Here is a 24,052-nt window from a genome sequence, read left to right as displayed (position 1 = left end):
GGAGCTTAAATTATGGTTTTGAAAATTTTATCCCAAATTGTAAAGTAAAAGCCGTAATTGTGAGACTCATTTTTATGATGGTCATTATGGAATTTAGTCGTCGAAATCCATTTTGTAAAGTAATTGCTGTACCAAAAAGAAGGGAATATGTCTTTTTTTAAATGTCCAAATATTCCATAAGACAGATTTAGAATCAAATAAATAATGATGCTCAAATAATTAAATTCCAAAACCGTAATTAAAAACAGCCATATAAAGCCAAAACCTAAAGTTTCTATTGGGTGAAGGACATACAAACTGTAGACATTGGTTTCGATATGCGTGTGATGCAGTTTATGGATTGGGTAAAGCCATTTTAATTGATGGACCAGAAAATGAAAAATAAACATGAAAAGATCCATTAGCAGAATCAGTAAAAGCGTATCAAAAATGATGTTTTTAGCGGAAGCTGAAAAATCTATTTTTAGAATTCCGCAGCGATACAATTCAAAGCCGATTAAAGTGATGACTGTATTGCAAAGCAGCGTAGAAAACACCCATTTTTGATCTGTATTCTTCAAAAAAGTGTTTTCAGGTTCCATTATTTTTCCAACCAAAACTGATAATCCGACTAGGACTGAATTTTCGATCAAAAAGAAAATAAAGAGCCAGAAGAGATTGAACTGGGTTAACTGCTGCAGCCAGCTTTCAAAAATCATGTTATTTTTCTAAGTTGGTTAATTTCTCTCTTAAATCTGCAACGCCTTCAGAAGCAAATTTGGCAATGGTTTCGACTTTATTTCTAAGATTCGGAATCGAAATAGGTTTCGGATCAATATAAAAAACTGGAGTCGTGCTTGGTGTGTAGGCAATTAATCCAGCAGCGGGATAAACTTGCAGAGAAGTCCCGATTACAGCAAAATAATCTGCGGTTTCTGTAATGTCAATGGCTTCTTCGAGTGCAGGAACTTCTTCGCCAAACCAGACAATGTGCGGGCGCAATTGATGTCCGTTTGCATCCAAATCTCCGGTAAGCAAATCTTCTGTCCAATCTAAAATGAGGTTTTTATTCTGCGTGCTTCGCACTTTTAGCAATTCGCCATGCAAATGCAAAACGTTTGTGCTGCCTGCGCGCTCATGAAGATCGTCAACATTTTGAGTGATGATGTGTACGTCGAAGTCCTTTTCTAATTCAGCCAAAATCGTGTGGCCAAGATTCGGATTTACTTCTTTTAGCTGCTGGCGTCTTTTGTTGTAGAAATCCAGAACCAATTCCTGATTTTTATGCCAGCCTTCTGGAGTTGCAACCTCCATTACATCATGGCCTTCCCACAAACCATCGCTATCGCGAAAAGTTTTAATGCCGCTTTCAGCACTGATTCCCGCTCCTGTCAGAACAACAAGTTTCTTTTTCATTTTTAGTTTTATTAAAAGATAAAAATAGTGATTTCTTTATTCAAATGTTGGAGAAATAGTTAGGTTTAGCAATGCTTTTTTTGAGAAAATAAAGGGTATTTATACTCTTTGACTCTCTTTCTAAATTATTTAGTTTTAATGTTCTGTTTATTAAAAGTGATTTTAAATGATTTTAATTCAATTTACAGGGTTGTCTGGTTCAGGAAAAACCACATTGGCAGAAAATGTCAGGCATCTGCTGCTTCAAAATAATTATGAAGCTGAGATAGTAGATGGCGACGTTTACCGACAGACAATTTGTAAAGATTTAGGATTTTCTAAAGAAGACCGTTGCGAAAATGTACGGCGTCTTTTTAATGTTGGCCGGAGTTTGATTGAGGAAAATAAAATCGTTCTGATGTCAGTTATAAATCCCTATGAAAATGTTAGAAATGAATTACGGGCTTTTGAATTCGTAAAAACAGTATTTCTAGATTGTTCCATTGCCAATCTCATTGAAAGAGATCCGAAAGGATTGTACAAAAGAGCATTATTGCCAGACCATGATCAAAATAAAATTAGGAGTTTTACCGGTATAAGCGATGTTTTTGAAATCCCAGAAAAAGCAGATTTAGTATTAAAAACAGATTCTGAAACGGTTTCGGTTTCTGCCAATAAACTGTACAATTTTATAATTAGCAATTTAAATTTTTAGGCTTATGAATCCTTCTTCCTGCCAGCTTCCCATTTCTTTTTCAATTGAAAAATTGCAAACCGATTTGGCAACTTGCGAGACTAATTTATGGACGCCGCATTTTAATACGAATCGCTACGAAGGAAAATGGACAAGCGTTTCTCTGCGATCGCAATCTGGTTTAGAAACCGATATCCTTTCTTTTGCAGATAAAGAATATAAAAATACGCCTTTGCTTGACAGCTGTCCTTATTTTGAAGAAATAATGGATTGGTTTGAATGTGAAAAAGAGGCGGTGAGATTATTAAGGCTTGGTCCTAACAGCGAGATTAAAGAGCATATGGATAATGATACTTCGTATGAAGATGGTTTTTTTAGGATTCATGTTCCTATTGTCACCAATTCTGAAGTTTATTTTTATGTAGACAAAAAGCTGGTTCCGATGAAAATGGGAGAGTGCTGGTATGCCAATTTTCAATTGCCGCATAGTGTTGAGAATAAAAGCTCAGAACCTAGAATTCACTTGACTTTGGATTGTATCAGAAATAAATGGTCTGATGAATTGTTTTCTAAAATGGGTTTTGATGTTGAGCATACGTCCAAAAGTCAATATTCAGATGAGGTGAAACAGCAGATTATTGCTGAGCTTTCTAGAAATCCATCTGAAATTAACGCTAAGATTATTGCCGAACTTTAGGTGTAAATGAACTCATAAAAATGGAAAGTATACAAGAGCTTATTTTAAATTGGATTCCGATTAAATTGATCGAAAAAGAGAAAGAGAAAGAGGTCTATTTTGAGTGGATTTATTTTTCGGATATTCCTTTTGCAGAACCTTTTTTTGAAGAGACAATCGTGAAATGCTACAGCCACATCTATAATTCAAAACCTTTTAAATTAGTAAGTACAGCACAAAATCTGATTGACTGGTCTAAAGAACTGGATTTTGTAGCATTAAAAGGATTGGTTTTTCATGTCTCAAGATGCGGATCTACCATGCTGAGTCAGTCTCTAGCAACGTGCTCTGAAAATATTATGGTTTCTGAGGCTCCTATTATCGATCAGATTTTAAGAAGCGATGCTTTTGATACAGAGGTTAAAGCGGTTTTGCTGAAATCGGTCATCAGGTTGCTTGGGCAGAAGAGATTTGCCGAACAAAAGAATCTTATTATAAAACTGGATGCGTGGAGTATTTTTAAGGCTCCTTATTTAAGATCGGTTTTTCCTGAAGTTCCTTTTGCTTTGCTGTATCGAAATCCGGGAGAGGTTTTAAGGTCTCATCAAAATAAGGCAGGAATGCATATGATTCCAAATTTAATTCCGTCAAAGGTGTTTGGAATTACTCCTAAAGAAATTCAAGGTATGAGTTTTCGGCAGTATCAAGCTGTGGTTTTAGAAAAGTATTTTCGCGGTTTTCTTGATTTTTATAAAACAGACCGCAATGTTGTAATGCTCAATTATAATGACGGCATGAAAAATGTCATAGAGCGCTTTATATCTTTTATTGCTGTCGATTTTTCTGAAAGCGAATTAAATGTCATGCTGGAACGCTTGAAAAATCATTCTAAAAATGAAAATAATGTTTTTGCCGGTGACTCTTATCAAGATGATATTTTGTCTGCAAATTTGGATGAAGTGAACGTTCTGCACGAAAAACTTAATGCTAATTTCGTTGAAGATTTAGCCCGTTGAAAATTTTAGCGGAGCCTTCTTTCTCTTTTATTTATGTATTTTTGCGCCAAACTTAAATAAAATGATTGATTTAGATTATCTCGCATTCTTAGAAAACATATTAACTGAAAATAGAAAAGCTAATTTTTTAAAAGTACTAGAAAATAGAACAAAACATTTTACAGTTGCAGTAGAAGATGTTTATCAGATGCATAATACAAGCGCAGTAATGCGAAGCTGTGAAGTTTTTGGAATTCAGGAACTGAATGTAATCGAACAGCGTTTTGGAAAAAGAATCGATAAAGAAATTGCTTTAGGTGCGCAAAAATGGGTTGATATCAATCGATTTGATTCAGTTTCAGGATGTCTTTCTGATTTGAGAAGTAAAGGTTACCAGATTATTGCCACAACTCCGCACGAGAAGGATTGTATGCTGGAAGATTTTGATATTTCAAAGCCGAGCGCCTTATTCTTCGGAACAGAAAAAGAAGGATTATCAAAAGAAATTATGGAAAACGCCGATGGTTTTCTAAAAATACCAATGGTAGGTTTTACAGAGAGTCTAAATATTTCAGTTTCTGCAGCGATTATTATTCAAAGCTTGACAAACAGACTTAGAAGATCTGATATCGATTGGAAATTGACTGATGAAGAAATTTTAGCAAAACGTTTGGATTGGGCTAAAAACTCAATACGGGATATAAAACGAATTGAAGAACGTTATTACCAAGATAACCCGAGATAAATTTTTTTAAGGTTCTAAGATGCTAAGATTCTGAGATGCTAAGTTTTTTTTCTTAGAACCTCAGAATCTTAGTTGCTCAGGACCTTTTATTTACTTTTTCAGAAAAAGGATAAAACCTAAAATACTCACAATTAAAATGGATAGCGCTGCCAAAACGGTCGCTAAATCCCGAATATTTTTTCCTGCCCAGTCCATAAATAGAAATTTATGAAGAATGGCAAAAGAATAGCCCTCAACTCGATCTGAATTATTGACAACTGCCGCCAATCTTGATGTTGAAGTTTCTATAAAATAAGTGGTTTTCTGAGGTGTGTCATAAGCCAGTTTTACTACAGGGAGCCTTTTGTTGACAAAACCATATTCTCTGCTATCAAAATCGGTCAAAACTTTAGATTCAAGCAATTTTATATTTTCAAAAGAAGGCTGAGAATCATCTTTAGAAGTTTCGATCATTTCGCAACAAGAAGCTTTTGGCGCTCCATCCGTAAAATAATACGCTAAAAATTCGGCATATTCTAAATCGAGATTCGGAGTGACTTTATTTGTTGCTGCATTAATGTAAATCGATTCAGATTTTTGATCCTCTTTTTTGGTCCATTTCGAATCTGATTTTGGTATTTTAAATCGTTTTGTGTTTTTTTCAAGCAATTGGCATCTGTAATATGTAGAGTCATTTAGCATAATCAAACTGATGTTTTGAAAACGACTCCAATCCAAATTTAGATTATTATTTGCTTCAGGAATTTCTTTGGTGACAAAAGTTGGTTCGTAAACCATTTGCGATAAAGTATAAGGATTCCATTTTGTAGTCGCATGATACGCGCCGCTGAAAGCAAAAGTCAATGTAAAAAGCGAAATCCAAATTCCAATTTGGCGGTGGTATTTTCTTAAACCTTTTTTCGGAGCCAAACTATCTGTTTTTTTGAATTGTTTCCAAAGCAAACCATAAATTAAAATACCGCTCAAGGCAGAAAAACCAATTATTGACAATAGTAAAATCATTGTAATAATTCGGACGCTATTGTTGCTTATGGCATCAATAAAAGACCAATTATGAAAAGTGTCAAAAAACCAGATGAAAGCTTGCCGAGAAATCGGATTATAGGTTGCCAATTTGCTCGAAGAAGTTTCTACATATACCTGCATGGCATCTGGACGGTCAAAACTTAATTTGTAAACGGGCAAATAACGGTTGACATATTTATATTGCGAAGTAAATTCGGTTACAACTTCGCTATTTTTCACCGCACTTTTTTGATCGTCTAAGAAATAACGAGAAAGCCATTCGGCATATTTGTGATCTCCATTTTCCAACTTTTTGGCCGTGTTCGCATCATAATACCAAAGTTCGCCTAGAATTGTTTTTACCTGATAATAAGTAGCGTTATTGAAAGCAACAATCCTGAAATTTTTGAATTGCGATATTTCATTTTTCAGTAAAACCTCTTGAATAGAATAATGCAATTGGCTTTTATCGATTATGGGTTGTTCAATTTTATCATGAGCAATTTCAGGTTTAAAAAAGTGTGCCATAAAAGGATGCATCAAACCAGAAAATGTCCAGAAAATTACAGGAACAACCGTAATCAAACCAATAACACGATGCCATTTGTACATATTTTGTTTGACTTTTTTAATGACTTTAGAATCCTTTTTCTTTGGAGACTTTTTGTTTGTTTCTTTACTCATGTTTATTTTTTTAATGAAAAATTATATTGAATTCCGAATACAAAAGTTCTCGGTGCAGCGGCAGTATATGTGGGTTGGGCATTGGCAGCATTCGTTCTTGTAACATTATACGCATATAGTTTGTCCGTAAGATTTAATACATTTCCATAAACCTCAATTTTTTTCCATTGATAGCCAATTCTAGCGTTGAAAATATTGTAGCCATCATATTTTACTGTATTAATTTGATCTTGATAGTAACTGCCTACAAGTTGCCATTCTAAAGATGTTCTTAAATTAGGAAGCCAGTTGGGATAATAGCTCACTTCTGAATTTCCTGACCATTTTGGAGCAGAAGGCATTTCTTTTCCGTTTAAATCCTGAATCGGATCTGATGGTTTGTCTGAAAGTTTAAAATCAATGTAAGTATGCTGCGCGTAAGTTCCGCCAAGACGAATATTAAATTGTTTTGAAGGTCTGTAAGAAGCGCCAAACTCGATTCCTTTATGGCGCGTTTCTCCTGCTGAGCGATAATCGGTTGAATTGTCTGGAAGTTTGATGTTCAGTAATTCATTTTTACCTTCCATATAGTAAAAAGCATAATCAATGTTTAATTTGTTTTCTAAAAACGAAAACCATCCGCCAACTTCATAATTGTCAAAATCTGCTGGTTTTAAGTTGTAATAAAATTCTGCAGGAACGCCAGAAGTACCGCCGGTTCCTGGTTTGGCTCTAAAAATAGAAGTAATGCCAGGAGGAGCAAATCCTTGAGAATAATTACCATAAAAGCCTGCAAATTCTGTGGGGTTATAATTGGCTCCAATCTTGAAAGTAAATTTGTCATACATTTTGCTTCCTGTAGAAAGGTCAATAGCATTATCATAATTCACTTTCATGTTGTCATAACGGCCGCCGACTGTAATAACTAATTTTTCGATTGGATTAAAGCTGATTTGCGCGTAACCAGCTGTATTGAAAATATCAGCTGTATAATCAGAAAGTTTAGAATCTGGATGTTCAGCAACGATCTCATACGAATCTACTGTTTGTTTTCCTGGCTGTCCTGGATTCAAATTGGCTTTTAAATCAATTACATACGACCAATAAGTCACAGGAGAATAATCGTATAAAGCTCCAGCCACAATTTTGGTATTCAAGAAATCAAATTTTTGCGTGTGCTGTCCAATTGCGCCATAACTTTTAAAGTTGTTTGAATTTACTTCACCTTTGGCTGTTGTTGGATTTACTGTCGGACTCCATTTAATTCCATAAGACGGATTTTGCCCTAATTTATTATCACGCAAATAGGCTGTAATGTAACTGTTAGAATTAGCATTCCAGTCATGTTCTAACGTTACACGAGTTCTCAAAGCATCCGATTTTCTATAGGTAAAATCAGAAGTGCTTTTGTAAGTTCTATTGTTAAAAGCTTCTTCATTGACTGTTCCGCTCATGTCAGAATAATACTTTCCGTACATCGTATTGCTGATCAGTCGCGTAGAAGGCGAAATGTTGTAATCAATTCTGGCGTTCAAATTATCCTTATTATAATCAGAATACGTCATCCAGCCATTTTCCTGCAAACTTGAAATTCCAGCAATATGAAAACCAACTTTTCCGATTGTTGCTCCTCCAGCAGCTTGAAATCTTCTGTATCCATAATTGTCGGCCTGAACTCCAAATTTAAATTCAGGATCTACAGGTGGTTTTAAGGAAATCAGATTGATGGTTCCGCCAACGGCTTCTGGCCCGTACAAAGAAGAAACAGGTCCTTTTACAATTTCAATGCTTTGCAGATTGTATTGGTTTATTTCTAATAAGGCATTATGATTAAAAATTCCCATTGGACGAATTGGCAATCCATCTTCAAGGTATAAATAATAAGCATTTGTAGTCATAGGCTGGCGAATTGACATCATATGCTGTTCGTTGCCTAAATTCACCATTAGCACGCCAGGCGTTTTATTAATGATTTCGTAAACTGCAGTTGCTTTTGTTTCGTTAATTGTTTTGGCGGTTAATTTGCTTATAGCAACTGGCGTTTCTTTTCTTAAAGTTGCTGTACGATTGGCCGTTACAAAAACATTTTCAAGTTCTTGCTTTGTTGTGTCTTGTGCGGTTTTGTTTTGTGCAAAGACACATTGCCCTATGATCAATAGGGTAAAATATATTTTTTTCATTTTGGATTATATAAATTAAAGCTGTAAGCTATAGGCTTTAGGCCGTAAGCGAACTGCAAGTCTTAAAATTTTGACTTTTTAAAATTTATATAAAATAGGATGGAGGGTGAAAAATTGAATTTGCGATTGCAATAGGCTTTTTATCAAATGAAGCGAAAATTTTTGCTTTTGATTCGATAAGTCCTGTTAATTTAAAATTGTTTAAGATTGAAGTCTGAATGTAAACGACCTCTGCTTTTTCTTTCAGATTGTTTTGCATTCTTTTTTCATTGTCTGCGTATTTTTTTAAGCTTTTTTGAAGTTCACAACGGCCATTACAGCTATTGAAAACCATTTTGCGCTGTACGCAAATTGTTTTAGAAATTTCTTCTTGATTTAGTTTGAATGAGGTATAAACAAAGAAACTGCCAAAAGAAGGAACTAATAGCATGCAGGAAAGAAATATGACCAAAAGCCGTTTCAAAGCGTGTTTCGTTGTTTTTGAAGGCAAAAATACATTATATTATTTTTAATTGTAATGATTTTTGTTGTTTAATTTAGTTTCTGTTTACAATTAGAATGCAGAAACTGGAAATTTAAAAAAAAAAGAAACCCGACAGAATCTAAAAATCTGTCGGGTTGAATATGTAATTTAAATAGTCTGCAAAATGTGATTGCGACCAACTGCTTAGAATTTATTCATTAACCAAAACCCAAGTTCCAGCTGCTAATAAGCCTTCAGCCTTTTTGTACTTCATCGTTTCTGTTTTGCCAGTAGCAATTTCTTGAACGACAACAGTATCATTTCTGTTGATTTTTGGCATATCTCTAACGATAGTTTCAGTAACCTGACGTTGTTGAGTTTCTCCAGCCTCACGGTTCATACTTTCGCTATTTGGAATTTCGTCTTTACTTAACTGTAAGTTTTCTTTTGGACGAACTACTTCTCTTGCTTCGTGAATTTCAGGAACGTTTTGAGCAGGTAAGTCACCTTTGAATAAGAATGAAATAACTTCTTTGTTAACGTTGTCCAACATTCCTCTAAACAAATTGAAAGCTTCTAATTTGTAAATAAGCAATGGATCTTTTTGCTCGTGAACAGCCAATTGAACAGATTGTTTCAATTCGTCCATTTTGCGTAAGTGTTTTTTCCAAGCCTCATCAACAATTGAAAGCGTGATGTTTTTCTCAAAATCAGCAACCAATTGAGCACCTTCGCTGTCGTAAGCTTTTTTCAAGTCAGTAACCACATTCAAAGTTTTGATTCCGTCTGTAAAAGGAACGACAATTCTTTCGAAATGGTTGTTTGGCTCTTCGTAAACTCCTTTAATGATTGGGAAAGCTTCTCTAGCGCTTCTTTCTGTTTTTTCAGTGTAGAAAGCTAAAGCTTCTTTGTATACTTTTCCAGTAACTTCAATATCTGATAATTTAGCGAAATCAGCTTCTGAAAGAGGAGATGTGATTCCGAAATAACGAATTAAATCAAATTCAAATCCTTTGAAATCATTAGCTACTTTATTGTTGCTTACGATTAATTCGCAAGTGTCATAAAGCATATTCGCAATATCTAGTTTCAAACGCTCTCCGAACAATGCGTGACGACGACGTTTGTAAACCACTTCACGTTGTGAGTTCATTACGTCATCATACTCTAATAAACGTTTACGAACACCAAAGTTGTTTTCTTCTACTTTTTTCTGAGCACGTTCGATAGATTTAGTCATCATAGAATGCTGGATAACTTCACCTTCTTTAAGTCCCATTCTGTCCATTACTTTCGCAACTCTTTCAGAACCGAACAAACGCATTAAGTTATCTTCAAGAGAAACGTAGAATTGAGAACTTCCTGGATCTCCCTGACGGCCAGAACGACCGCGTAACTGTCTGTCTACACGACGAGAATCGTGACGTTCGGTACCTACGATTGCTAAACCTCCCGCAGCTTTTACTTCTGGAGATAATTTAATATCGGTACCACGACCAGCCATATTTGTTGCAATAGTTACAACTCCCGCTTTACCAGCTTCTTCAACGATTTGTGCTTCTTGCTTATGCATTTTAGCATTCAATACGTTGTGTGTGATTCCTCTCATTTTAAGCATACGGCTTAATAATTCAGAAATTTCTACAGAAGTTGTTCCAATCAATACTGGCCTTCCAGCTTGCGATAATTCAGTTACGTCTTCGATTACAGCGTTGAATTTTTCACGTGTAGTTTTGTAGATGTAATCTTCTTTGTCTTGTCTTGCAATTGGACGGTTGGTTGGAATTTCAACAACATCCAATTTATAGATTTGCCATAACTCGCCGGCCTCGGTAACAGCAGTACCAGTCATACCAGCCAATTTGCTGTACATTCTGAAATAGTTCTGTAATGTAACTGTTGCAAAAGTTTGAGTTGCAGCTTCGATTTTTACGTTTTCTTTTGCTTCGATCGCTTGGTGAAGACCATCAGAATAACGGCGTCCGTCCATGATACGACCTGTCTGCTCATCGACAATCATAATTTTGTTGTCCATGATAACGTACTCTACGTCTTTTTCGAATAAAGCGTAAGCTTTTAAAAGCTGGGTAAGAGTATGGATACGTTCGCTTTTTACACCAAAATCTTGGAATAATCTTTCTTTAGCTTCGGCTTCAGCGTCTTTGTCTAGTTTTTGTTTTTCAATCGCAGCGATTTCTGTTCCAATGTCTGGTAACACGAAGAAATCTGCATCTGTATCTCCAGAAAGGTATTTGATACCATTGTCTGTCAATTCAACTTGATTGTTTTTTTCTTCAATCACAAAATACAAAGCTTCATCAACTTTGTGCATTTCGCGATTGTTGTCTTGCATATATTGATTTTCAGTTTTTTGAAGCAATTGTTTAATTCCTTCTTCACTTAAAAATTTAATTAATGCTTTATTTTTAGGTAAAGATCTGTAAGCTCTTAACAATAAGAAACCTCCATCTTTAGTATTTCCTTCTTTGATTAATTTTTTAGCTTCAGCCAAGAAACCATTTGCTAACTGACGTTGTTGAGAAACTAAGTTTTCAATTTTTGGTTTCAATTCGTTGAACTCATGACGGTCTCCCTGAGGAACTGGTCCTGAAATAATAAGAGGTGTTCTGGCGTCATCAATTAATACAGAGTCAACCTCGTCGACGATTGCAAAATTGTGTTTTCTTTGCACTAAGTCGCTAGGCGAGTGTGCCATGTTATCTCTTAGGTAGTCAAAACCAAACTCATTGTTAGTTCCGTAAGTGATGTCAGCGTCGTAAGCTTTTTTTCTAGCTTCTGTACTTGGCTGGTGATTGTCAATACAGTCAACAGATAAACCGTGGAACTCGAATAAAGGCGCTTTCCAAGTGCTATCACGTTTTGCTAAGTAGTCGTTCACTGTTACTAAGTGAACTCCGTTTCCTGTCAAAGCGTTTAAGTAAAGCGGAAGGGTAGCAACCAAAGTTTTTCCTTCTCCCGTTTGCATTTCGGCAACTTTACCTTCGTGCAATACCATACCGCCAATTAACTGAACATCATAGTGAATCATGTCCCAAGTGATGTCTTTTCCGGCAGCATTCCATTTGTTAGCCCAAATAGCTTTATCGCCATCAATAGTGATGTATGATTTTGTTGCTGAGAATTCGCGGTCTTTTGGAGTTGCTGTAACTTCGATATGTGAGTTTTCTTTAAAACGGCGAGCCGTTTCTTTTACAACAGAAAATGCTTCTGGAAGAATTTCCAATAAAGTTTTTTCAGAGATTTCATAAGCTTCTTTTTCAAGAGCATCTATTGCGTCATAAATGTCTTCTCTTTTATCGATGTCTTCGATGTTTTCTACTTCAGCTTTAAGCGAAGCGATTTTAGCATCTTTATCAGCTCTAGCTTCTTTGATTCTGTCTTTAAAATATACGGTTCTTCCTCTTAATTCGTCGTTTGTAAGACTCATTAATGGAGCTTCGAATGTTTTAATTTTATTTAAGTAAGGTTGTAAAGCTTTGACATCTTTTTGCGACTTATCGCCGACAAAGACTTTAATAATACTGTTTATGAAACTCATGATTTATTGTATTTCTTTATTATATAATATGTATTTGAACCAAAAAAAAAGTCTCTGTGATGAGACTTTTTCCTTTGGTTTATTTTTTAATATTCATCCTCATTCCAAAGATAATCTTCGTCTGTTGGATAATCAGGCCAAATTTCTTCCATTGATTCATATATCTCCCCTTCATCTTCGATTGACTGAAGGTTTTCTACCACCTCTAATGGAGCACCAGCTCTAATGGCGTAGTCAATAAGTTCATCTTTGTTAGCAGGCCATGGCGCATCACTTAAATAAGATGCTAATTCTAATGTCCAATACATCTGTTATCTGTTTAGTTTGTGCAAAAATAAATTTTTTACTGAAAAAGACAAGTAAATTTTGATTTATTTTAATAAAATTTAAGAACGTCAATTGCTAAATTCCAATTTTTAAATTCCAAACTCCAAAAAAGGCAATTATAGCGCCCAGTTTCGGAATTTTATTCTGTAATTTAAACTCCTAGATTTTTACTTTTCCCTCGGAATTTAAAATTTGGAATTTCCAGAAAATTTATTTTCTGGGTATCCATTTCACTTCCTCCGCTTTTAAGTCTGAGGACAACTTTCGTGCCAAGACAAAAAGGTAGTCAGAAAGTCGGTTTAAGTACTGTATTGCTATTTCAGGAACGTGTTCGTTATGGCTTAAATGCACTGCTAAACGTTCTGCGCGACGGCAAATACAGCGTGCTATATGACAATGTGACACAGTTGGATGTCCTCCAGGCAAAACAAAATGAGTCATTGGCGGAAGGCTTCCGTCCATTTTATCTATTTCGTTTTCTAATAATTCAATATCCGAATCGATTATGCCTAGATTTTCTAAGCGTAGTTTTCCATTTTTTAAAACTTCTTTTTCTTGCGGAGTTGCCAAAATGGCACCAACAGTAAAAAGACGGTCTTGAATTTCGATTAAAATGGTTTTATAATGCGAGTCCATTTCCTGATCACGGATTAATCCAATATAAGAGTTCAGCTCGTCAACAGTTCCATAACTGTCAATTCTGATGTGGTCTTTTGGGACGCGGTCTCCGCCAAATAGAGCTGTCGTTCCTTTATCGCCTGTTTTGGTATATACTTTCATTTTTATTGTAGATTGTAGATTTTTGATTTTAGATTGTGATATGCTGTTGTCTACAATTTTAGATTTAGAGAATAATCTAAAATCTAAAATCAGAAATCTAAAATTATTTTGTGGTGTCGCTTTCAATTAAGCCATCTCGCAAACGAATAATTCTGTGAGCGTAAGCGGCAATGTCTTCTTCGTGAGTTACTAGAATTACAGTATTTCCTTGCGCATGAATATCTCCAAAAAGTTTCATGATTTCTACAGAAGTTTTACTATCTAGGTTTCCTGTTGGTTCGTCGGCCAAAATAATAGAAGGCTTGTTGACCAAAGCGCGAGCAACTGCAACACGCTGGCGCTGCCCTCCAGAAAGCTGATTGGGCTGGTGATCCATTCTATCGGCAAGGTTTACTTGTTTTAAAACTTCGGTTGCGCGGGCAATTCTTTCAGATTTTCCGTAACCGGCATAAATCATAGGTAATGCAACATTGTCTAAAGCAGTTGTTCTTGGTAAAAGATTGAAAGTCTGAAAAACGAAACCAATTTCTTTGTTTCGAATTTCGGCCAATTCATCATCTTTCATTTTGCTGACATCTTTTCCATTTAAAATATAACGACCAGAAGTTGGTGTATCTAAACAGCCTAACAAATTCATTAATGTAGATTTTCCTGATCCGGAAGGTCCCATTAAAGCAACATATTCGCCTTTTTGTATTTCTAGATCAATTCCTTTTAAAACATAAACAATTTCGTTTCCTAAAGTAAAATTTCGTTTAATGTCGGTTATTTTAATTAATGGTTCAGCCATTTTATTTTACAATTTTGGATTTAAAAGTACAAAACACTTTTGAATAAGTAGTTGATAATTGGTTTTTGTTACAAAAATCGCTTTCCTTAAATTATATGTATTACAACAATCAATAGAATACATTTTTTAAGTCTAAATGTGTTATATGATTTTTGATGATTTTTGTGTAATTCTCAGTATTTGCTGTGTTTTATAGTTTTAATATGTTTTTAATTTTTAAGATGTGAGAATAATGTAATTTTTTTAAATAGGCATTAGGTAAATTTGTTTATATAATTAATTAATAACTATAGATTATGAAAAATATAAAAATAGCCACAGGAATTGCATTATTAGTATTTGGACTTACATCGTGTAAAGATGAAAAACAAGAAAGAGCGCAAAAAACAGTAGAGAACTACGTTGTGTATGTTGACTCTGTTAAAAATGTTGCCGCCGCTGATTTGAAAGATAATTGGAAGAGCGTAGAAGCTGAATACGACAGAAGATCTCAAGAAGCTCAAGCCGCTTTGGCAGATATTAAAGATAATGCTGCTGCGACTGAAAAAATAAATGCAAGTAAAATTAAATACGAAGAATTTAAAAATGAAATGACCGCCCAATTTGCCCCTCCAGCTCCTAGTCCTAAACAGCAATTAAGAGATGCTTTGTTTGGCGCAGGAAAAATTGGTGATGATATGAATTTTAACTGGGTTAATGCTCAAAATATTCATAGCGTTTATCAGCAGTTTGTCCATACTGTAGAAAATAATAAGGACAAATATTCTAGAGAAGACTGGGATGAAGTTAAATTAATGTATGAAGCCCTTGACAGCCGTAAAAATACAGTTGAAAAAGAAGGATTGACTGCTGAGGATAACAGAAAAATTGCTGGTTTGAAAATTAAGTTCGCACCAATGTACACTGTAAACAGAATGGGTGCTAAGTCTGAAGAAAACAAAGATGCAAAGAAATAGATTTTAAAATTTTGAATTAGAAACGAAAAAGACGATCAGAAATGATCGTCTTTTTTTATTTTTTACTTGCTAGTTCTTTTTTCATTTGTTCTAGCTGCTTATTTTGTTCTTCCATTTTTTTATTTAAATCTATGATATATAATGTCAGCTCTTCAATTTTTTGGAGAAGTTTAGCATCCATTTCACCTAAATTTATACCATTTTTGATCACTTCTTTTTCACTCGGTATATTTTCTAAGTGCCCTTTTTCATTAATGTGTTTTTCAACTTCAATTAGAGTTGGAAGATTGTAATTTTCTTTAAAAACGAAATCTGACCACCCATCCATATCAACTTTTACTTCTTTTGAATGGACTGTGCCATTAACGTCTAACTTATTTTGAGGATTCTTTATTCCTATCCCAACATTGCCAGAGTTAATAAAAGAATTACCTGATGCTGAAAAATGTATACGTGTTTCATAATTATCTATTCCATGTGCGACATCAATATCAAATGTATTATCAAGAAAACCACCTGCAGCACCACCAGGTCTCAATACTAGACCATTATGAGTAAAGGCTCCTTTTGGTGATCCCATAATTAATGAATGGCCTTGCCAATAAATATGTGAAATACCCCATCCATTTAAACTTTCATTACTGTAGATGGCTAGTTCTTTTGCTGTTAGAAGTTTAGCGTAAAAGTCTGTTTCATTATTGTTGAGATTGCCTGAATGGTAGATTTTATTCCATGCTGACCACGAAGTTCCTCCATTATTTGTAGATTGTCTGAAATAAAAATCATTTTTAGTATCAAATACTAATTGACTTCTCCAGTCTGATACTCCTCCATCCCAGTATCTAAGTGCCAAAATAGTTCCATAATCAGAAAAAGGAGGTTTGTTAGCTGTCATTGTGGTATACGGACCTAGATCGTTAGCAAATGAATTTAAATCGCTAAGAGGTAGTCTTTGGGTGAAAAATTGAGCTTTTCCGGCAATCACTGAAAACAATAAAATTGTGGTAAAGCATTTTTTTATTAATAACCTGTATGCCATAGATTTTTAAAAATTAGAGTAGTTATAAAAACACAAATGTAGTTTTTTTCGTCTTTTTTTTATGCTCGTATTATAAAATGTTCTTTCGGCTGTTCTCTTCTGAAAAATACGAAACCCCATTGAAAAGTATCAATTGTGACTTTTACTTGAGGATGATTTTTAATCATTTCCCAAGCCCTTTCCATGTCTTTTGACCAATGAATATCATCAAAAATCCAAACAGAATCATTGTTGATTGTGGGCAATAAAAGTTCAAAATATTCTAAAGTTGCTTTTTTAGAATGATTTCCGTCAAAGTATATCAGATCGTAATTTGCTGCTTGAATGTTTTCTGAAATTAAAAAAGATTCAAACTCAGAAATTACATTTTCAACATTATTACAATCAAATTCAGCCAATTGATTTTGGGCTGCTTTTGCTGTATTTGGACAGCCTTCAATAGTAACGACTTTTGCTTTCGGATTTCCTAATGCTAATGCAGAAGTTGCCAAGCCTAAAGAAGTTCCTATTTCTAAAACATTTTCTGGTAGAAAGTAATTGGTAACACGAAATAATAGTTCGGCACGTTTTGGCGAAATTCCAGCTGTTTGCGCAATTTTAGAAATCTGCCTTCGATTGGATTTGAAAACTCGGGAGCCTGCTCCAAAATCGGTTACTTCTATAAAGTTTTTATTCTCTAAAAGCGTTTTTCTGTACTTTTTAAGAATGGCATATTCTGGTTTGGATTTCTTATCGTAGAGGCATTTGGTAAGCAGGCTAAAAACGAACGGCGAATGAACCGCGTGCTCGTTTTTAGAATGCCAAAGAAATTTTAAATAAGATTGTATTTGAAATAGCATTTTTACTTTTCAGATTCCAACAATTAGTTTACTGAAATTAGTTCAATGTCAAAAATGAGTACAGAACCCGCAGGAACACCTCTTGGGTCATCATAACTTCCGTAACCTAAATGCGATGGTATAAGCAAAACTCCAGTTCCTCCTTCTTTAAAAAATGGAATTCCTTCTTTCCAGCCTTGAATTACTTTACTTAATGGGAAAGTAGCTCCAGCAGCATCTTTGCTTTGGTCAAATATTTTTCCAGATGTATAGTATCCTTTGTATTTAACAGTTACAGTAGATAGTACGCTTGGCTGTTTTCCCGTTCCTTCTGTTTTGATTATGTAATACAATCCTGTGCTTGTTCTTGTTGCTGTTAAATTGTTTTTAGCAAGATAATCAGTAATTTCTTTTTCATTTTGTGCTGTGTAGTCCTTTGGCGGTGGCAGAATATCGTCAGGAGTAGAACTAGAGCATGAAACGAAAAGTGTCAATGTAAATAATGCGATTAATAATTTTTTCATGAGGTATTTATTTTAAAAGCCGTAAATATATAAATTAGTTTTTGAGTCGCTGTGATGGTTTATGGATATTAACATTAATTGCTGAAACTCAAAACATAATTATCCTTCAAGTTTGGCAGAAAGTTCAAACCAGCGTTCTTCTTTAGCGTCTATTTTATTGATTATATTTTGAAGTTCGTTCGCTTTTTTCTCGATATCGGCATCGGCAACTTTTCCATCTGAGAATAATTGTTCAATTTTGGCTTTTTCAGCTTCCAGATCTTTAATCTCTCGTTCGATTTTCTGATATTCTTTCTGTTCGTTGAAAGTCAGATTGCCTGCTGTATTGTTTTGTTTCCAGTCTTTTTTCTCTGTTTTAGTTTCTTCTTTTGCAGCAGAAACATCGGCACTGTCTTCGTAAGCTCTAAAATCTGAATAGTTTCCTGGGAAATTTTCAATTTCTCCTTGTCCTCTAAAGACAAACAAGTGATCGACAATTTTGTCCATAAAATAGCGGTCGTGAGAAACTACCAATAAGCAGCCAGGATAATCTAAAAGGAAGCTTTCCAAAACGTTAAGCGTTACAATATCCAAATCGTTTGTTGGCTCATCCAGAATCAAAAAGTTCGGATTCTGAATCAAAACCGTACACAGATATAAACGTTTTAATTCGCCTCCACTCAGCTTTTCTACATAGTCATATTGTTTTTTAGCATCAAAAAGAAAACGCTCTAACAGCTGAGAAGCCGAAATAATTTTCCCTTTTGCAAGAGGAATATATTCTCCGTATTCTTTTATGACATCAATAACACGCTGTCCAGGCTTTGGATTAATTCCAGATTGCGTATAATAGCCAACTTTTATAGTATCGCCTTTTACCACGCGCCCGCTGTCTGGAGGAATTGTTCCTGTCAGCAAATTTAAAAAAGTCGATTTTCCAGTTCCGTTCTTACCAATAATTCCGATTCTTTCGCCACGCTGAAAGTCAAAGCTGAAATTATCCAGAATGACTCTGTCTTTGAATTTTTTAGAAAGTTTATGAAGCTCAATAATTTTGCTTCCCATTCTTTCCATATTAATTTCAAGTTCAACTTTATTCTCTTTTCGTCGGCTTTGGGCTTTTTCTTTAATAATGTAAAAGTCATCCTGACGCGATTTAGATTTTGTTGTTCTCGCTTTTGGCTGGCGGCGCATCCATTCTAATTCTTTTACAAAAAGGTTTTTAGCCTTATCGATACTGGCGTTTTCAGAAGTGATTCTTTCTTCCTTTTTCTGCAAGTAATAAGAATAATTTCCTTTGTATTGATATAATTTTCCGTTGTCTAATTCGATAATTTCGTTGCAGACGCGTTCCAGAAAGAAACGGTCGTGCGTTACCATAAACAGCGTAATGTTTTCTTTGGCAAAATAGCTTTCAAGCCATTCGATCATTTCTAAATCCAAATGGTTGGTTGGCTCATCCAGAATCAATAAATCTGGACGGTTGATTAGGATTATAGCCAGTGAAAGACGTTTTTTCTGTCCCCCAGAAAGGCTTTTAACCTTAAGTTTAAAATCTTCTAGTTTTAATTTAAAAAGAATCTGTTTGTATTGCGTTTCAAAATCCCAAGCATTGTGCTGATCCATAGCATCAAAAGCCTTTTGATATGCTTCTTCGTCTGACGGATTTTCCAAAGCTTTTTCGTAGGCCTCGATAACTTTCAATGTTTCGTTATCAGAAGCGAAAATGCTTTCTTCAATTGTAAGCTCATCTTGCAGATTATTGTCTTGAGAAAGAAACGCCATTCTAATTCCTTTTCTTAAAACAACTTGCCCTGTATCTGGTTCTTCCAACCCGTTAATGATACTCATGATGGTTGTTTTTCCAGAACCATTTTTTGCAATAAAAGCGATTTTTTGATCTTTGTTGATTCCAAAAGAAATGTTGTCAAAAAGGACTCTTTCGCCAAACGACTTTGATATATTTTCTACAGATAAGTAATTCATGAAGATTTTTAACTGAAATATCAGTTTCTATTAATTAAAATTCTAAATAATGTTGCGCAAAGATAGGTTTTTGAATTAGAGAAAAAAAACGGGTCTTAAAGCCGGTTTTTGTGCTTTTGTAAAACTAGAAAACAAGCTAATCGTAAAAATGGATTGTAACATTTTAAAACTACAGTCGTCATATTTGAAATTTAATTTCCTAAACATGAGCGAGAAACAGATAAATTCTAGTGGTTACGAAGATTTTAAGATTAATGCCAAAATCAAACTTGCAGCATTGTGGACTTCAGTAATGTTTTGTTATGTGTACGGAGATTATTTCTCGCTTTATGTGCCAAAGAAAGTAGAGGACTTTATAAGCGGAGAAACACTTTTAGATACTCCAATAAAATTATTTCTTGCCGCGATTTTAATGGCAATTCCCGCATTGATGATTTTTGCATCGGTTGTTTTAAAACCCAATTTTAACCGTCTCCTCAATATGATTTTTGGAATTGTTTACACGCTAATCATGCTTTTAATCGCCTTCACGACTATTGCGCCTTGGTGGAGCTTTTATGTTTTTTTTGCATTAATAGAAAGCGTTCTGACAGCGATAATATTTTGGACGGCCTTGAAATGGCCAAAACAGTTTTAAATTTTAAAAAATATAAAGCATGAATCAAGAATCAAAACTATCGTTTAGAAATACTGGGAGAATTGCCGGTTTGCTGTATTTAGTAGTGGTGCTGACAGGAATTTTTAGTTTAGGATACGTTCCTTCAAAATTAATTGTTTGGGATAATGCTCCCGTGACTTTTAACAATATTGTCCAGTCTGAGTTTCTTTTTAGATTAGGAATCGTAAGCGGTTTAATCTGCTACACCTTTTTTATATTTCTGCCTTTGGTTTTATACAAATTATTAAAACCAGTCCACAGGACTTATGCCGCTTATATGGTTATTTTGGCAGTGGTTAGCGTGCCGATTTCTTTTGTGAATATGCAAAATAAATTTGCTGTGCTTTCTATCATCGGTTCTCATCAGAAAGATGCGGAACAGGTTATGTTTTATCTAAACCAATATGATTACGGAAATCTGATTGTTCAGATATTTTGGGGACTTTGGCTATTGCCGCTTGGCTGTTTAATTTTTAAATCTGGAATAATTCCTAAATTTTTTGGGATATTGTTAATGCTTGGCTGTCTGGGCTATGTGATAAATTTCTTTGGAAACGCATTGTCTCCTAATTATTCTGAACTCGGAATATCATCTTATGTGAGGCTTCCTGCAAGTCTTGGAGAAATCGGAACCTGTTTGTGGCTTTTGATAATGGGGGCGAAAAACAATTCAGATGTATTTTCTGCAGAGTAAGGCAAACTTAATTGTTTAGATTTGTGATCAAAATTGTTTTATGTATTCAATATTTAATGCAATAATTTGTGGTGCAGCATTTTTACTGGCCTTTATAATTTTTATAAATCAAAATAAGATAAACATAAGAGCCAATCGATGGTTTGGATCTTTTATAGCCTGCATTTTTTTAATCTTATTGCAAAATGTTATTGTAGACTGCAAAATACTCGGCGAAGATGATATTTTGAATCAATTGATAAATATCTCCAGTTTTGTTGTTGCTCCAGTATTTTATCTCAGTGTTTGCTATTATATTGAACCAGTTAGAAAATGGAAAGCAATTGATTGCTTGCATTTTAGTTTCGCTTTTCTAATTTTTATTCTCCTTGTTTGTTCTTGGCTGATAGATAATAAGTCTGAACCCGAAGATATTAGTCCTGAAATTGTACAGAAAACCATAGCGATATTTAATTTTATTTTCAGTCTATACGTTTTTATTTATTGTTTTCTGGCTTACAGAAAAATTGCCAAACATCAGAAAACGATTAAACTTTTAAATTCTACTTCTGAAAATCTGGATTTAAAATGGCTGAAAAATATTATTGTAGGCGTAATTTTTATCACGTTTTTCTGGATTCTGGATATTGTCTTTCAAATATCCGAAGGGAATAAAACTTTTGACACCCTAACCAGTCTGATTTACTTTTTAAGTATCCTCTACATAACGTATTATTGGCAGAAACAAAAAGAAATCTTTCCGTACAGTTTAAAGGAGAAAGAAGAAATTGAAACTATTATCGTTGAAAATACTTTGCCGGAAGGCAGACGGAAACAATTGCTGACCCATGATGAATTGCAGGAACAAAAAAACAGATTGTTGCAATTGATGGAACTCGAAAAGCCTTTTTTGGACTTTGATTTAAGTCTGGTAAAATTGGCCGGTTCGATGAAAATTTCTACGCATATACTTTCATACGTAATCAATAATGGGTTTGATGAAAATTTCTATCAGTTTATAAATAGATATCGAATCGAAGAAGCCAAAAAATTAATGGCTGATGCTGAAACGGATCGATTAAGTTTATTAGGAATTGGATTTGCTGTTGGTTTTAATTCAAAAACGGTTTTTAATACCACATTTAAAAAAGTCACAGGACAAACGCCGTCAGAATATAAGAAACAAATAGGTTCTACTTTATAAATCAGAACGACTAGCCTTTGTTTTTAAGGGATTTTTGCTGAAAATTTTAATCTTAAAGAAATGAAATCAGCAAAAAGCATCATTGCAAAAATTGGCCTAAGTTTATTTTTTACATTCGTTTCGTGCGACAAAGACAGTGATAATAACACTGAAACTTTAAAAGAAACCAAAGTAAATGTCGGAACTCATAAACTGGCTGTTTATTCCATCATTCATAATTCAAAATATTTGGTGGTTTTTGAATCCGGGCTCGGAGATGGACATTCCGTTTGGGACGAAAAAAAAATACCAATAAAACTAAATGCCAAATTAGATGTCTTAACATACGATAGGGCAGGTTATGAAAAATCTGAAAAAGATTCAAAACCGCGAAATATAAATCAATTAAGAAGCGAACTCGAAACTGTAATCAGTAATTTTTCAAATGGCAGAAAAGTTATTCTTATCGGGCATTCGCTTGGCGGAATGATTATTAGAGATTATGCCGTTAAAAATCCTTCTAAAGTTGCGGGATTATTGTTTATAGATCCTTCGCACGAGTATTACAATCAGCCTTCGCAAGAAGACGAAGATATGCTTTATACTCTTTGCAAGACCAATTATGGAGCAGATTTTGGAGGAACGCTCGAAGCTAGAGAATTAATAGAAGATTCTCAATATATGGCGACACTTCCGCATTTGCCAAATATTCCGGTAATTGTAATTTCGAGCTTAAAAGTCGATGCCTCTACTTCTGAATCAGATAAGCAAAAATGGTTTAAGGCACATGAATTATTAAAAGACGGAGTTTCTGATTTTACGCATATCACAACGACAAAATCTGGGCATTATATTATGAACGATGAACCAAGTTTGGTAGTCGATAATTTTAATCTGCTTTTATCTAAACTGCCATAAAAAGCAATTATTAGTTTTTTTGCGAGATTTGGGCAGAAGAATATTTTTGTGCTTTTCTCGCAAAAAAAAAAGCTATGATTCGCAATTATTTATGGAGATACAAGCCTAGTACAGAACTTAAATCTAAATAATGAATTTGCTGCGGATTGTTTAAAATAGGTTTTCGTACCAAAGACTCGTTTGTCATGAAATAATGAAGACCGTCTTTTGTTGCAATTCCTTCTATTTGATGAAAACGAAGTTTTAAATCGATTCGCCTTTTATTTCCAGACAAAAAATCGTGATTTTTAAAATCGTAAAGCAGATACAAAAATGGTTTTCCTACTTTGGTATAGCCGCACAAAGCAATGAGTTTTTTATCTTCCAAATAAGTGGCGCCAGTAACCAAACCTTTGGTGTTGAGTGTTGCTTTAAATTTGGCCGTTTGTATTCCTCCTTGCTTCGGCAAAGCATAAATATTGGTTTTAGCCGATTTCCATTGTTTGGTAAACAAATAAATGCTGTCTTTAGAAACAATAAAAGCTTCGCAGTCAAAATCGGTTTTGTTGGGTTTTGAAGAAGAAAAATCAGTTTGGTCAGCATAAGAAAATGAAATCGTTTCAATAGTTGGACTGCATTCAAGAAAAGATTTTTTTTCGATTTTAAGAATTTTCAAATCCGATCGGTTTCCAGAATAGTTGTTTCCAAAATCTCCTATATATATGTGCGTGCTGTCTTGCGAGATTTCTTCCCAGTCATGATTTACCGCCTGTTCCAGAACAATTTTCTTTTTAATTTTTCCTAAAGAATCCAATCCGTAAATTGTTTTGTCGTGATCGTCATTGTGCGTCCAAAGCAGATTTTCAAAGTCAACTAACCCAGAAGTTTCCTTTAGCGAATCGCTTAGCCGAAAAGAATATTCAGGTCTTAGTTTTAGATTTTTATAGCTGCAGCTTCCGTTATTTTGCCCAGCTTTAGCATTGTAATTTTCTGCCAGCGGATCTGTACAGCCAGAAATTTGAGAATAAACCGAAGCGGTAATGGTAAGGAAGAAAAATAGAATTTTTAGCATGGGAGCAATGTTAAGT

The 24,052-nt window shown here is 34.5% G+C and carries 23 protein-coding genes; 9 read left to right on the top strand and 14 right to left on the bottom strand.

Features of this window, described 5'->3' with window-relative positions; genetic code table 11:
• Positions 1-5 precede the first annotated feature (5 nt).
• Positions 6-698, bottom strand: a complete 693-nt coding sequence (locus tag N4T20_RS21530) for a sterol desaturase family protein (protein WP_260671102.1) — start codon at positions 696-698, stop codon at positions 6-8.
• A gap of 1 nt (position 699) precedes the next feature.
• On the bottom strand, positions 700-1,395 hold the full coding sequence (locus N4T20_RS21525) for an NAD-dependent deacylase (RefSeq protein ID WP_260671101.1): 696 nt from the start codon (positions 1,393-1,395) through the stop codon (positions 700-702).
• Between the two features lie 166 nt (positions 1,396-1,561).
• On the opposite strand from N4T20_RS21525, the gene cysC reads away from it, so the two are divergent.
• The 4 genes from cysC to N4T20_RS21505 all read left to right on the top strand — a co-directional run bounded on the left by cysC (position 1,562) and on the right by N4T20_RS21505 (position 4,484).
• Complete coding sequence (cysC, locus tag N4T20_RS21520) at positions 1,562-2,089, top strand: adenylyl-sulfate kinase (RefSeq protein ID WP_111426678.1); 528 nt, start codon at positions 1,562-1,564, stop codon at positions 2,087-2,089.
• A gap of 4 nt (positions 2,090-2,093) precedes the next feature.
• Positions 2,094-2,765, top strand: coding sequence for an aspartyl/asparaginyl beta-hydroxylase domain-containing protein (locus N4T20_RS21515; protein ID WP_260671100.1), 672 nt, complete (start codon positions 2,094-2,096; stop codon positions 2,763-2,765).
• A gap of 20 nt (positions 2,766-2,785) precedes the next feature.
• Positions 2,786-3,760 carry a sulfotransferase family protein gene (locus N4T20_RS21510; protein WP_260671099.1) on the top strand — a complete coding sequence of 325 codons (975 nt, stop codon included), beginning with the start codon at positions 2,786-2,788 and terminating at the stop codon, positions 3,758-3,760.
• Between the two features lie 61 nt (positions 3,761-3,821).
• Positions 3,822-4,484 (top strand): TrmH family RNA methyltransferase, encoded by a 663-nt coding sequence (locus N4T20_RS21505; RefSeq protein WP_260671098.1) that lies wholly within the window; start codon positions 3,822-3,824, stop codon positions 4,482-4,484.
• A 90-nt stretch (positions 4,485-4,574) separates the two neighbouring features.
• Here N4T20_RS21505 and N4T20_RS21500 read toward each other — a convergent pair whose 3' ends face one another.
• The 7 genes from N4T20_RS21500 to N4T20_RS21470 form a co-directional block, all read right to left on the bottom strand.
• Entirely contained in the window at positions 4,575-6,173 is a 1,599-nt protein-coding gene (locus N4T20_RS21500) for a PepSY-associated TM helix domain-containing protein (protein WP_260671097.1), read from the bottom strand.
• A 2-nt stretch (positions 6,174-6,175) separates the two neighbouring features.
• On the bottom strand, positions 6,176-8,332 hold the full coding sequence (locus N4T20_RS21495; RefSeq protein WP_260671096.1) for a TonB-dependent receptor: 2,157 nt from the start codon (positions 8,330-8,332) through the stop codon (positions 6,176-6,178).
• Positions 8,333-8,417: 85 nt separating this feature from the next.
• A complete protein-coding gene (locus N4T20_RS21490; RefSeq protein WP_111378385.1) occupies positions 8,418-8,762 on the bottom strand; it encodes a hypothetical protein in 345 nt (114 codons plus the stop codon).
• Positions 8,763-9,006: 244 nt separating this feature from the next.
• Positions 9,007-12,354 (bottom strand): preprotein translocase subunit SecA, encoded by a 3,348-nt coding sequence (gene secA, locus N4T20_RS21485; RefSeq protein WP_260671095.1) that lies wholly within the window; start codon positions 12,352-12,354, stop codon positions 9,007-9,009.
• A gap of 86 nt (positions 12,355-12,440) precedes the next feature.
• Positions 12,441-12,662 carry a DUF2795 domain-containing protein gene (locus N4T20_RS21480; RefSeq protein ID WP_007138072.1) on the bottom strand — a complete coding sequence of 74 codons (222 nt, stop codon included), beginning with the start codon at positions 12,660-12,662 and terminating at the stop codon, positions 12,441-12,443.
• Positions 12,663-12,891: 229 nt separating this feature from the next.
• Positions 12,892-13,461 (bottom strand): cob(I)yrinic acid a,c-diamide adenosyltransferase, encoded by a 570-nt coding sequence (locus tag N4T20_RS21475; protein ID WP_260671094.1) that lies wholly within the window; start codon positions 13,459-13,461, stop codon positions 12,892-12,894.
• A 103-nt stretch (positions 13,462-13,564) separates the two neighbouring features.
• Positions 13,565-14,251, bottom strand: coding sequence for an ABC transporter ATP-binding protein (locus N4T20_RS21470; RefSeq protein WP_248727918.1), 687 nt, complete (start codon positions 14,249-14,251; stop codon positions 13,565-13,567).
• A gap of 296 nt (positions 14,252-14,547) precedes the next feature.
• On the opposite strand from N4T20_RS21470, the gene N4T20_RS21465 reads away from it, so the two are divergent.
• On the top strand, positions 14,548-15,207 hold the full coding sequence (locus N4T20_RS21465; RefSeq protein WP_260671093.1) for a DUF6565 domain-containing protein: 660 nt from the start codon (positions 14,548-14,550) through the stop codon (positions 15,205-15,207).
• 55 nt (positions 15,208-15,262) lie between these two features.
• Here the strand turns inward: N4T20_RS21465 and N4T20_RS21460 are convergent, their stop codons facing one another.
• The 4 genes from N4T20_RS21460 to N4T20_RS21445 form a co-directional block, all read right to left on the bottom strand.
• A complete protein-coding gene (locus tag N4T20_RS21460; RefSeq protein WP_260671092.1) occupies positions 15,263-16,246 on the bottom strand; it encodes a hypothetical protein in 984 nt (327 codons plus the stop codon).
• Between the two features lie 59 nt (positions 16,247-16,305).
• Positions 16,306-17,085, bottom strand: coding sequence for an O-methyltransferase (locus N4T20_RS21455; RefSeq protein WP_260671091.1), 780 nt, complete (start codon positions 17,083-17,085; stop codon positions 16,306-16,308).
• Between the two features lie 23 nt (positions 17,086-17,108).
• The gene (locus N4T20_RS21450; protein WP_260671090.1) at positions 17,109-17,588 is read right to left on the bottom strand and encodes an FKBP-type peptidyl-prolyl cis-trans isomerase; all 480 of its coding nucleotides are present in this window, start codon (positions 17,586-17,588) and stop codon (positions 17,109-17,111) included.
• A gap of 99 nt (positions 17,589-17,687) precedes the next feature.
• On the bottom strand, positions 17,688-19,553 hold the full coding sequence (locus N4T20_RS21445) for an ABC-F family ATP-binding cassette domain-containing protein (protein WP_260671089.1): 1,866 nt from the start codon (positions 19,551-19,553) through the stop codon (positions 17,688-17,690).
• Between the two features lie 205 nt (positions 19,554-19,758).
• Here N4T20_RS21445 and N4T20_RS21440 point away from each other — a divergent pair, with 205 nt between their 5' ends.
• From N4T20_RS21440 to N4T20_RS21425, 4 genes are read left to right on the top strand one after another with little or no spacing between them, the layout of a single operon-like run.
• Positions 19,759-20,190 carry a DUF6326 family protein gene (locus tag N4T20_RS21440; protein WP_260671088.1) on the top strand — a complete coding sequence of 144 codons (432 nt, stop codon included), beginning with the start codon at positions 19,759-19,761 and terminating at the stop codon, positions 20,188-20,190.
• Positions 20,191-20,209: 19 nt separating this feature from the next.
• On the top strand, positions 20,210-20,905 hold the full coding sequence (locus N4T20_RS21435) for a DUF4386 domain-containing protein (RefSeq protein ID WP_260671087.1): 696 nt from the start codon (positions 20,210-20,212) through the stop codon (positions 20,903-20,905).
• 40 nt (positions 20,906-20,945) lie between these two features.
• Positions 20,946-22,088 (top strand): helix-turn-helix domain-containing protein, encoded by a 1,143-nt coding sequence (locus N4T20_RS21430; RefSeq protein ID WP_260671086.1) that lies wholly within the window; start codon positions 20,946-20,948, stop codon positions 22,086-22,088.
• Positions 22,089-22,148: 60 nt separating this feature from the next.
• Positions 22,149-22,985 (top strand): alpha/beta fold hydrolase, encoded by an 837-nt coding sequence (locus N4T20_RS21425; protein WP_260671085.1) that lies wholly within the window; start codon positions 22,149-22,151, stop codon positions 22,983-22,985.
• Positions 22,986-23,070: 85 nt separating this feature from the next.
• Here the strand turns inward: N4T20_RS21425 and N4T20_RS21420 are convergent, their stop codons facing one another.
• Positions 23,071-24,036: a T9SS C-terminal target domain-containing protein gene (locus N4T20_RS21420; RefSeq protein WP_260671084.1), complete on the bottom strand. Its 966-nt coding sequence runs from the start codon at positions 24,034-24,036 to the stop codon at positions 23,071-23,073.
• Between the last annotated feature and the right edge of the window lie 16 nt (positions 24,037-24,052).

It is taken from the genome of Flavobacterium sp. TR2 (genome assembly GCF_025252405.1).
Taxonomy (GTDB): domain Bacteria; phylum Bacteroidota; class Bacteroidia; order Flavobacteriales; family Flavobacteriaceae; genus Flavobacterium.
This window is presented reverse-complemented; position numbering and strand designations above follow the sequence as displayed.

What these genes read in the sequence shown, in the direction of transcription:
- N4T20_RS21495 (WP_260671096.1), bottom strand. Translation starts at nt 8,332, where the DNA reads ATGAAAAAAATATATTTTACCCTATTGATCATAGGGCAATGTGTCTTT.
- N4T20_RS21530 (WP_260671102.1), bottom strand. Translation starts at nt 698, where the DNA reads ATGATTTTTGAAAGCTGGCTGCAGCAGTTAACCCAGTTCAATCTCTTC.
- N4T20_RS21465 (WP_260671093.1), top strand. Translation starts at nt 14,548, where the DNA reads ATGAAAAATATAAAAATAGCCACAGGAATTGCATTATTAGTATTTGGA.
- N4T20_RS21440 (WP_260671088.1), top strand. Translation starts at nt 19,759, where the DNA reads ATGAGCGAGAAACAGATAAATTCTAGTGGTTACGAAGATTTTAAGATT.
- N4T20_RS21490 (WP_111378385.1), bottom strand. Translation starts at nt 8,762, where the DNA reads ATGCTATTAGTTCCTTCTTTTGGCAGTTTCTTTGTTTATACCTCATTC.
- N4T20_RS21480 (WP_007138072.1), bottom strand. Translation starts at nt 12,662, where the DNA reads ATGTATTGGACATTAGAATTAGCATCTTATTTAAGTGATGCGCCATGG.
- N4T20_RS21445 (WP_260671089.1), bottom strand. Translation starts at nt 19,553, where the DNA reads ATGAATTACTTATCTGTAGAAAATATATCAAAGTCGTTTGGCGAAAGA.
- N4T20_RS21510 (WP_260671099.1), top strand. Translation starts at nt 2,786, where the DNA reads ATGGAAAGTATACAAGAGCTTATTTTAAATTGGATTCCGATTAAATTG.
- N4T20_RS21430 (WP_260671086.1), top strand. Translation starts at nt 20,946, where the DNA reads ATGTATTCAATATTTAATGCAATAATTTGTGGTGCAGCATTTTTACTG.
- N4T20_RS21455 (WP_260671091.1), bottom strand. Translation starts at nt 17,085, where the DNA reads ATGCTATTTCAAATACAATCTTATTTAAAATTTCTTTGGCATTCTAAA.
- N4T20_RS21420 (WP_260671084.1), bottom strand. Translation starts at nt 24,036, where the DNA reads ATGCTAAAAATTCTATTTTTCTTCCTTACCATTACCGCTTCGGTTTAT.
- N4T20_RS21470 (WP_248727918.1), bottom strand. Translation starts at nt 14,251, where the DNA reads ATGGCTGAACCATTAATTAAAATAACCGACATTAAACGAAATTTTACT.
- N4T20_RS21500 (WP_260671097.1), bottom strand. Translation starts at nt 6,173, where the DNA reads ATGAGTAAAGAAACAAACAAAAAGTCTCCAAAGAAAAAGGATTCTAAA.
- cysC (WP_111426678.1), top strand. Translation starts at nt 1,562, where the DNA reads ATGATTTTAATTCAATTTACAGGGTTGTCTGGTTCAGGAAAAACCACA.
- secA (WP_260671095.1), bottom strand. Translation starts at nt 12,354, where the DNA reads ATGAGTTTCATAAACAGTATTATTAAAGTCTTTGTCGGCGATAAGTCG.
- N4T20_RS21435 (WP_260671087.1), top strand. Translation starts at nt 20,210, where the DNA reads ATGAATCAAGAATCAAAACTATCGTTTAGAAATACTGGGAGAATTGCC.
- N4T20_RS21515 (WP_260671100.1), top strand. Translation starts at nt 2,094, where the DNA reads ATGAATCCTTCTTCCTGCCAGCTTCCCATTTCTTTTTCAATTGAAAAA.
- N4T20_RS21525 (WP_260671101.1), bottom strand. Translation starts at nt 1,395, where the DNA reads ATGAAAAAGAAACTTGTTGTTCTGACAGGAGCGGGAATCAGTGCTGAA.
- N4T20_RS21450 (WP_260671090.1), bottom strand. Translation starts at nt 17,588, where the DNA reads ATGAAAAAATTATTAATCGCATTATTTACATTGACACTTTTCGTTTCA.
- N4T20_RS21505 (WP_260671098.1), top strand. Translation starts at nt 3,822, where the DNA reads ATGATTGATTTAGATTATCTCGCATTCTTAGAAAACATATTAACTGAA.
- N4T20_RS21460 (WP_260671092.1), bottom strand. Translation starts at nt 16,246, where the DNA reads ATGGCATACAGGTTATTAATAAAAAAATGCTTTACCACAATTTTATTG.
- N4T20_RS21475 (WP_260671094.1), bottom strand. Translation starts at nt 13,461, where the DNA reads ATGAAAGTATATACCAAAACAGGCGATAAAGGAACGACAGCTCTATTT.
- N4T20_RS21425 (WP_260671085.1), top strand. Translation starts at nt 22,149, where the DNA reads ATGAAATCAGCAAAAAGCATCATTGCAAAAATTGGCCTAAGTTTATTT.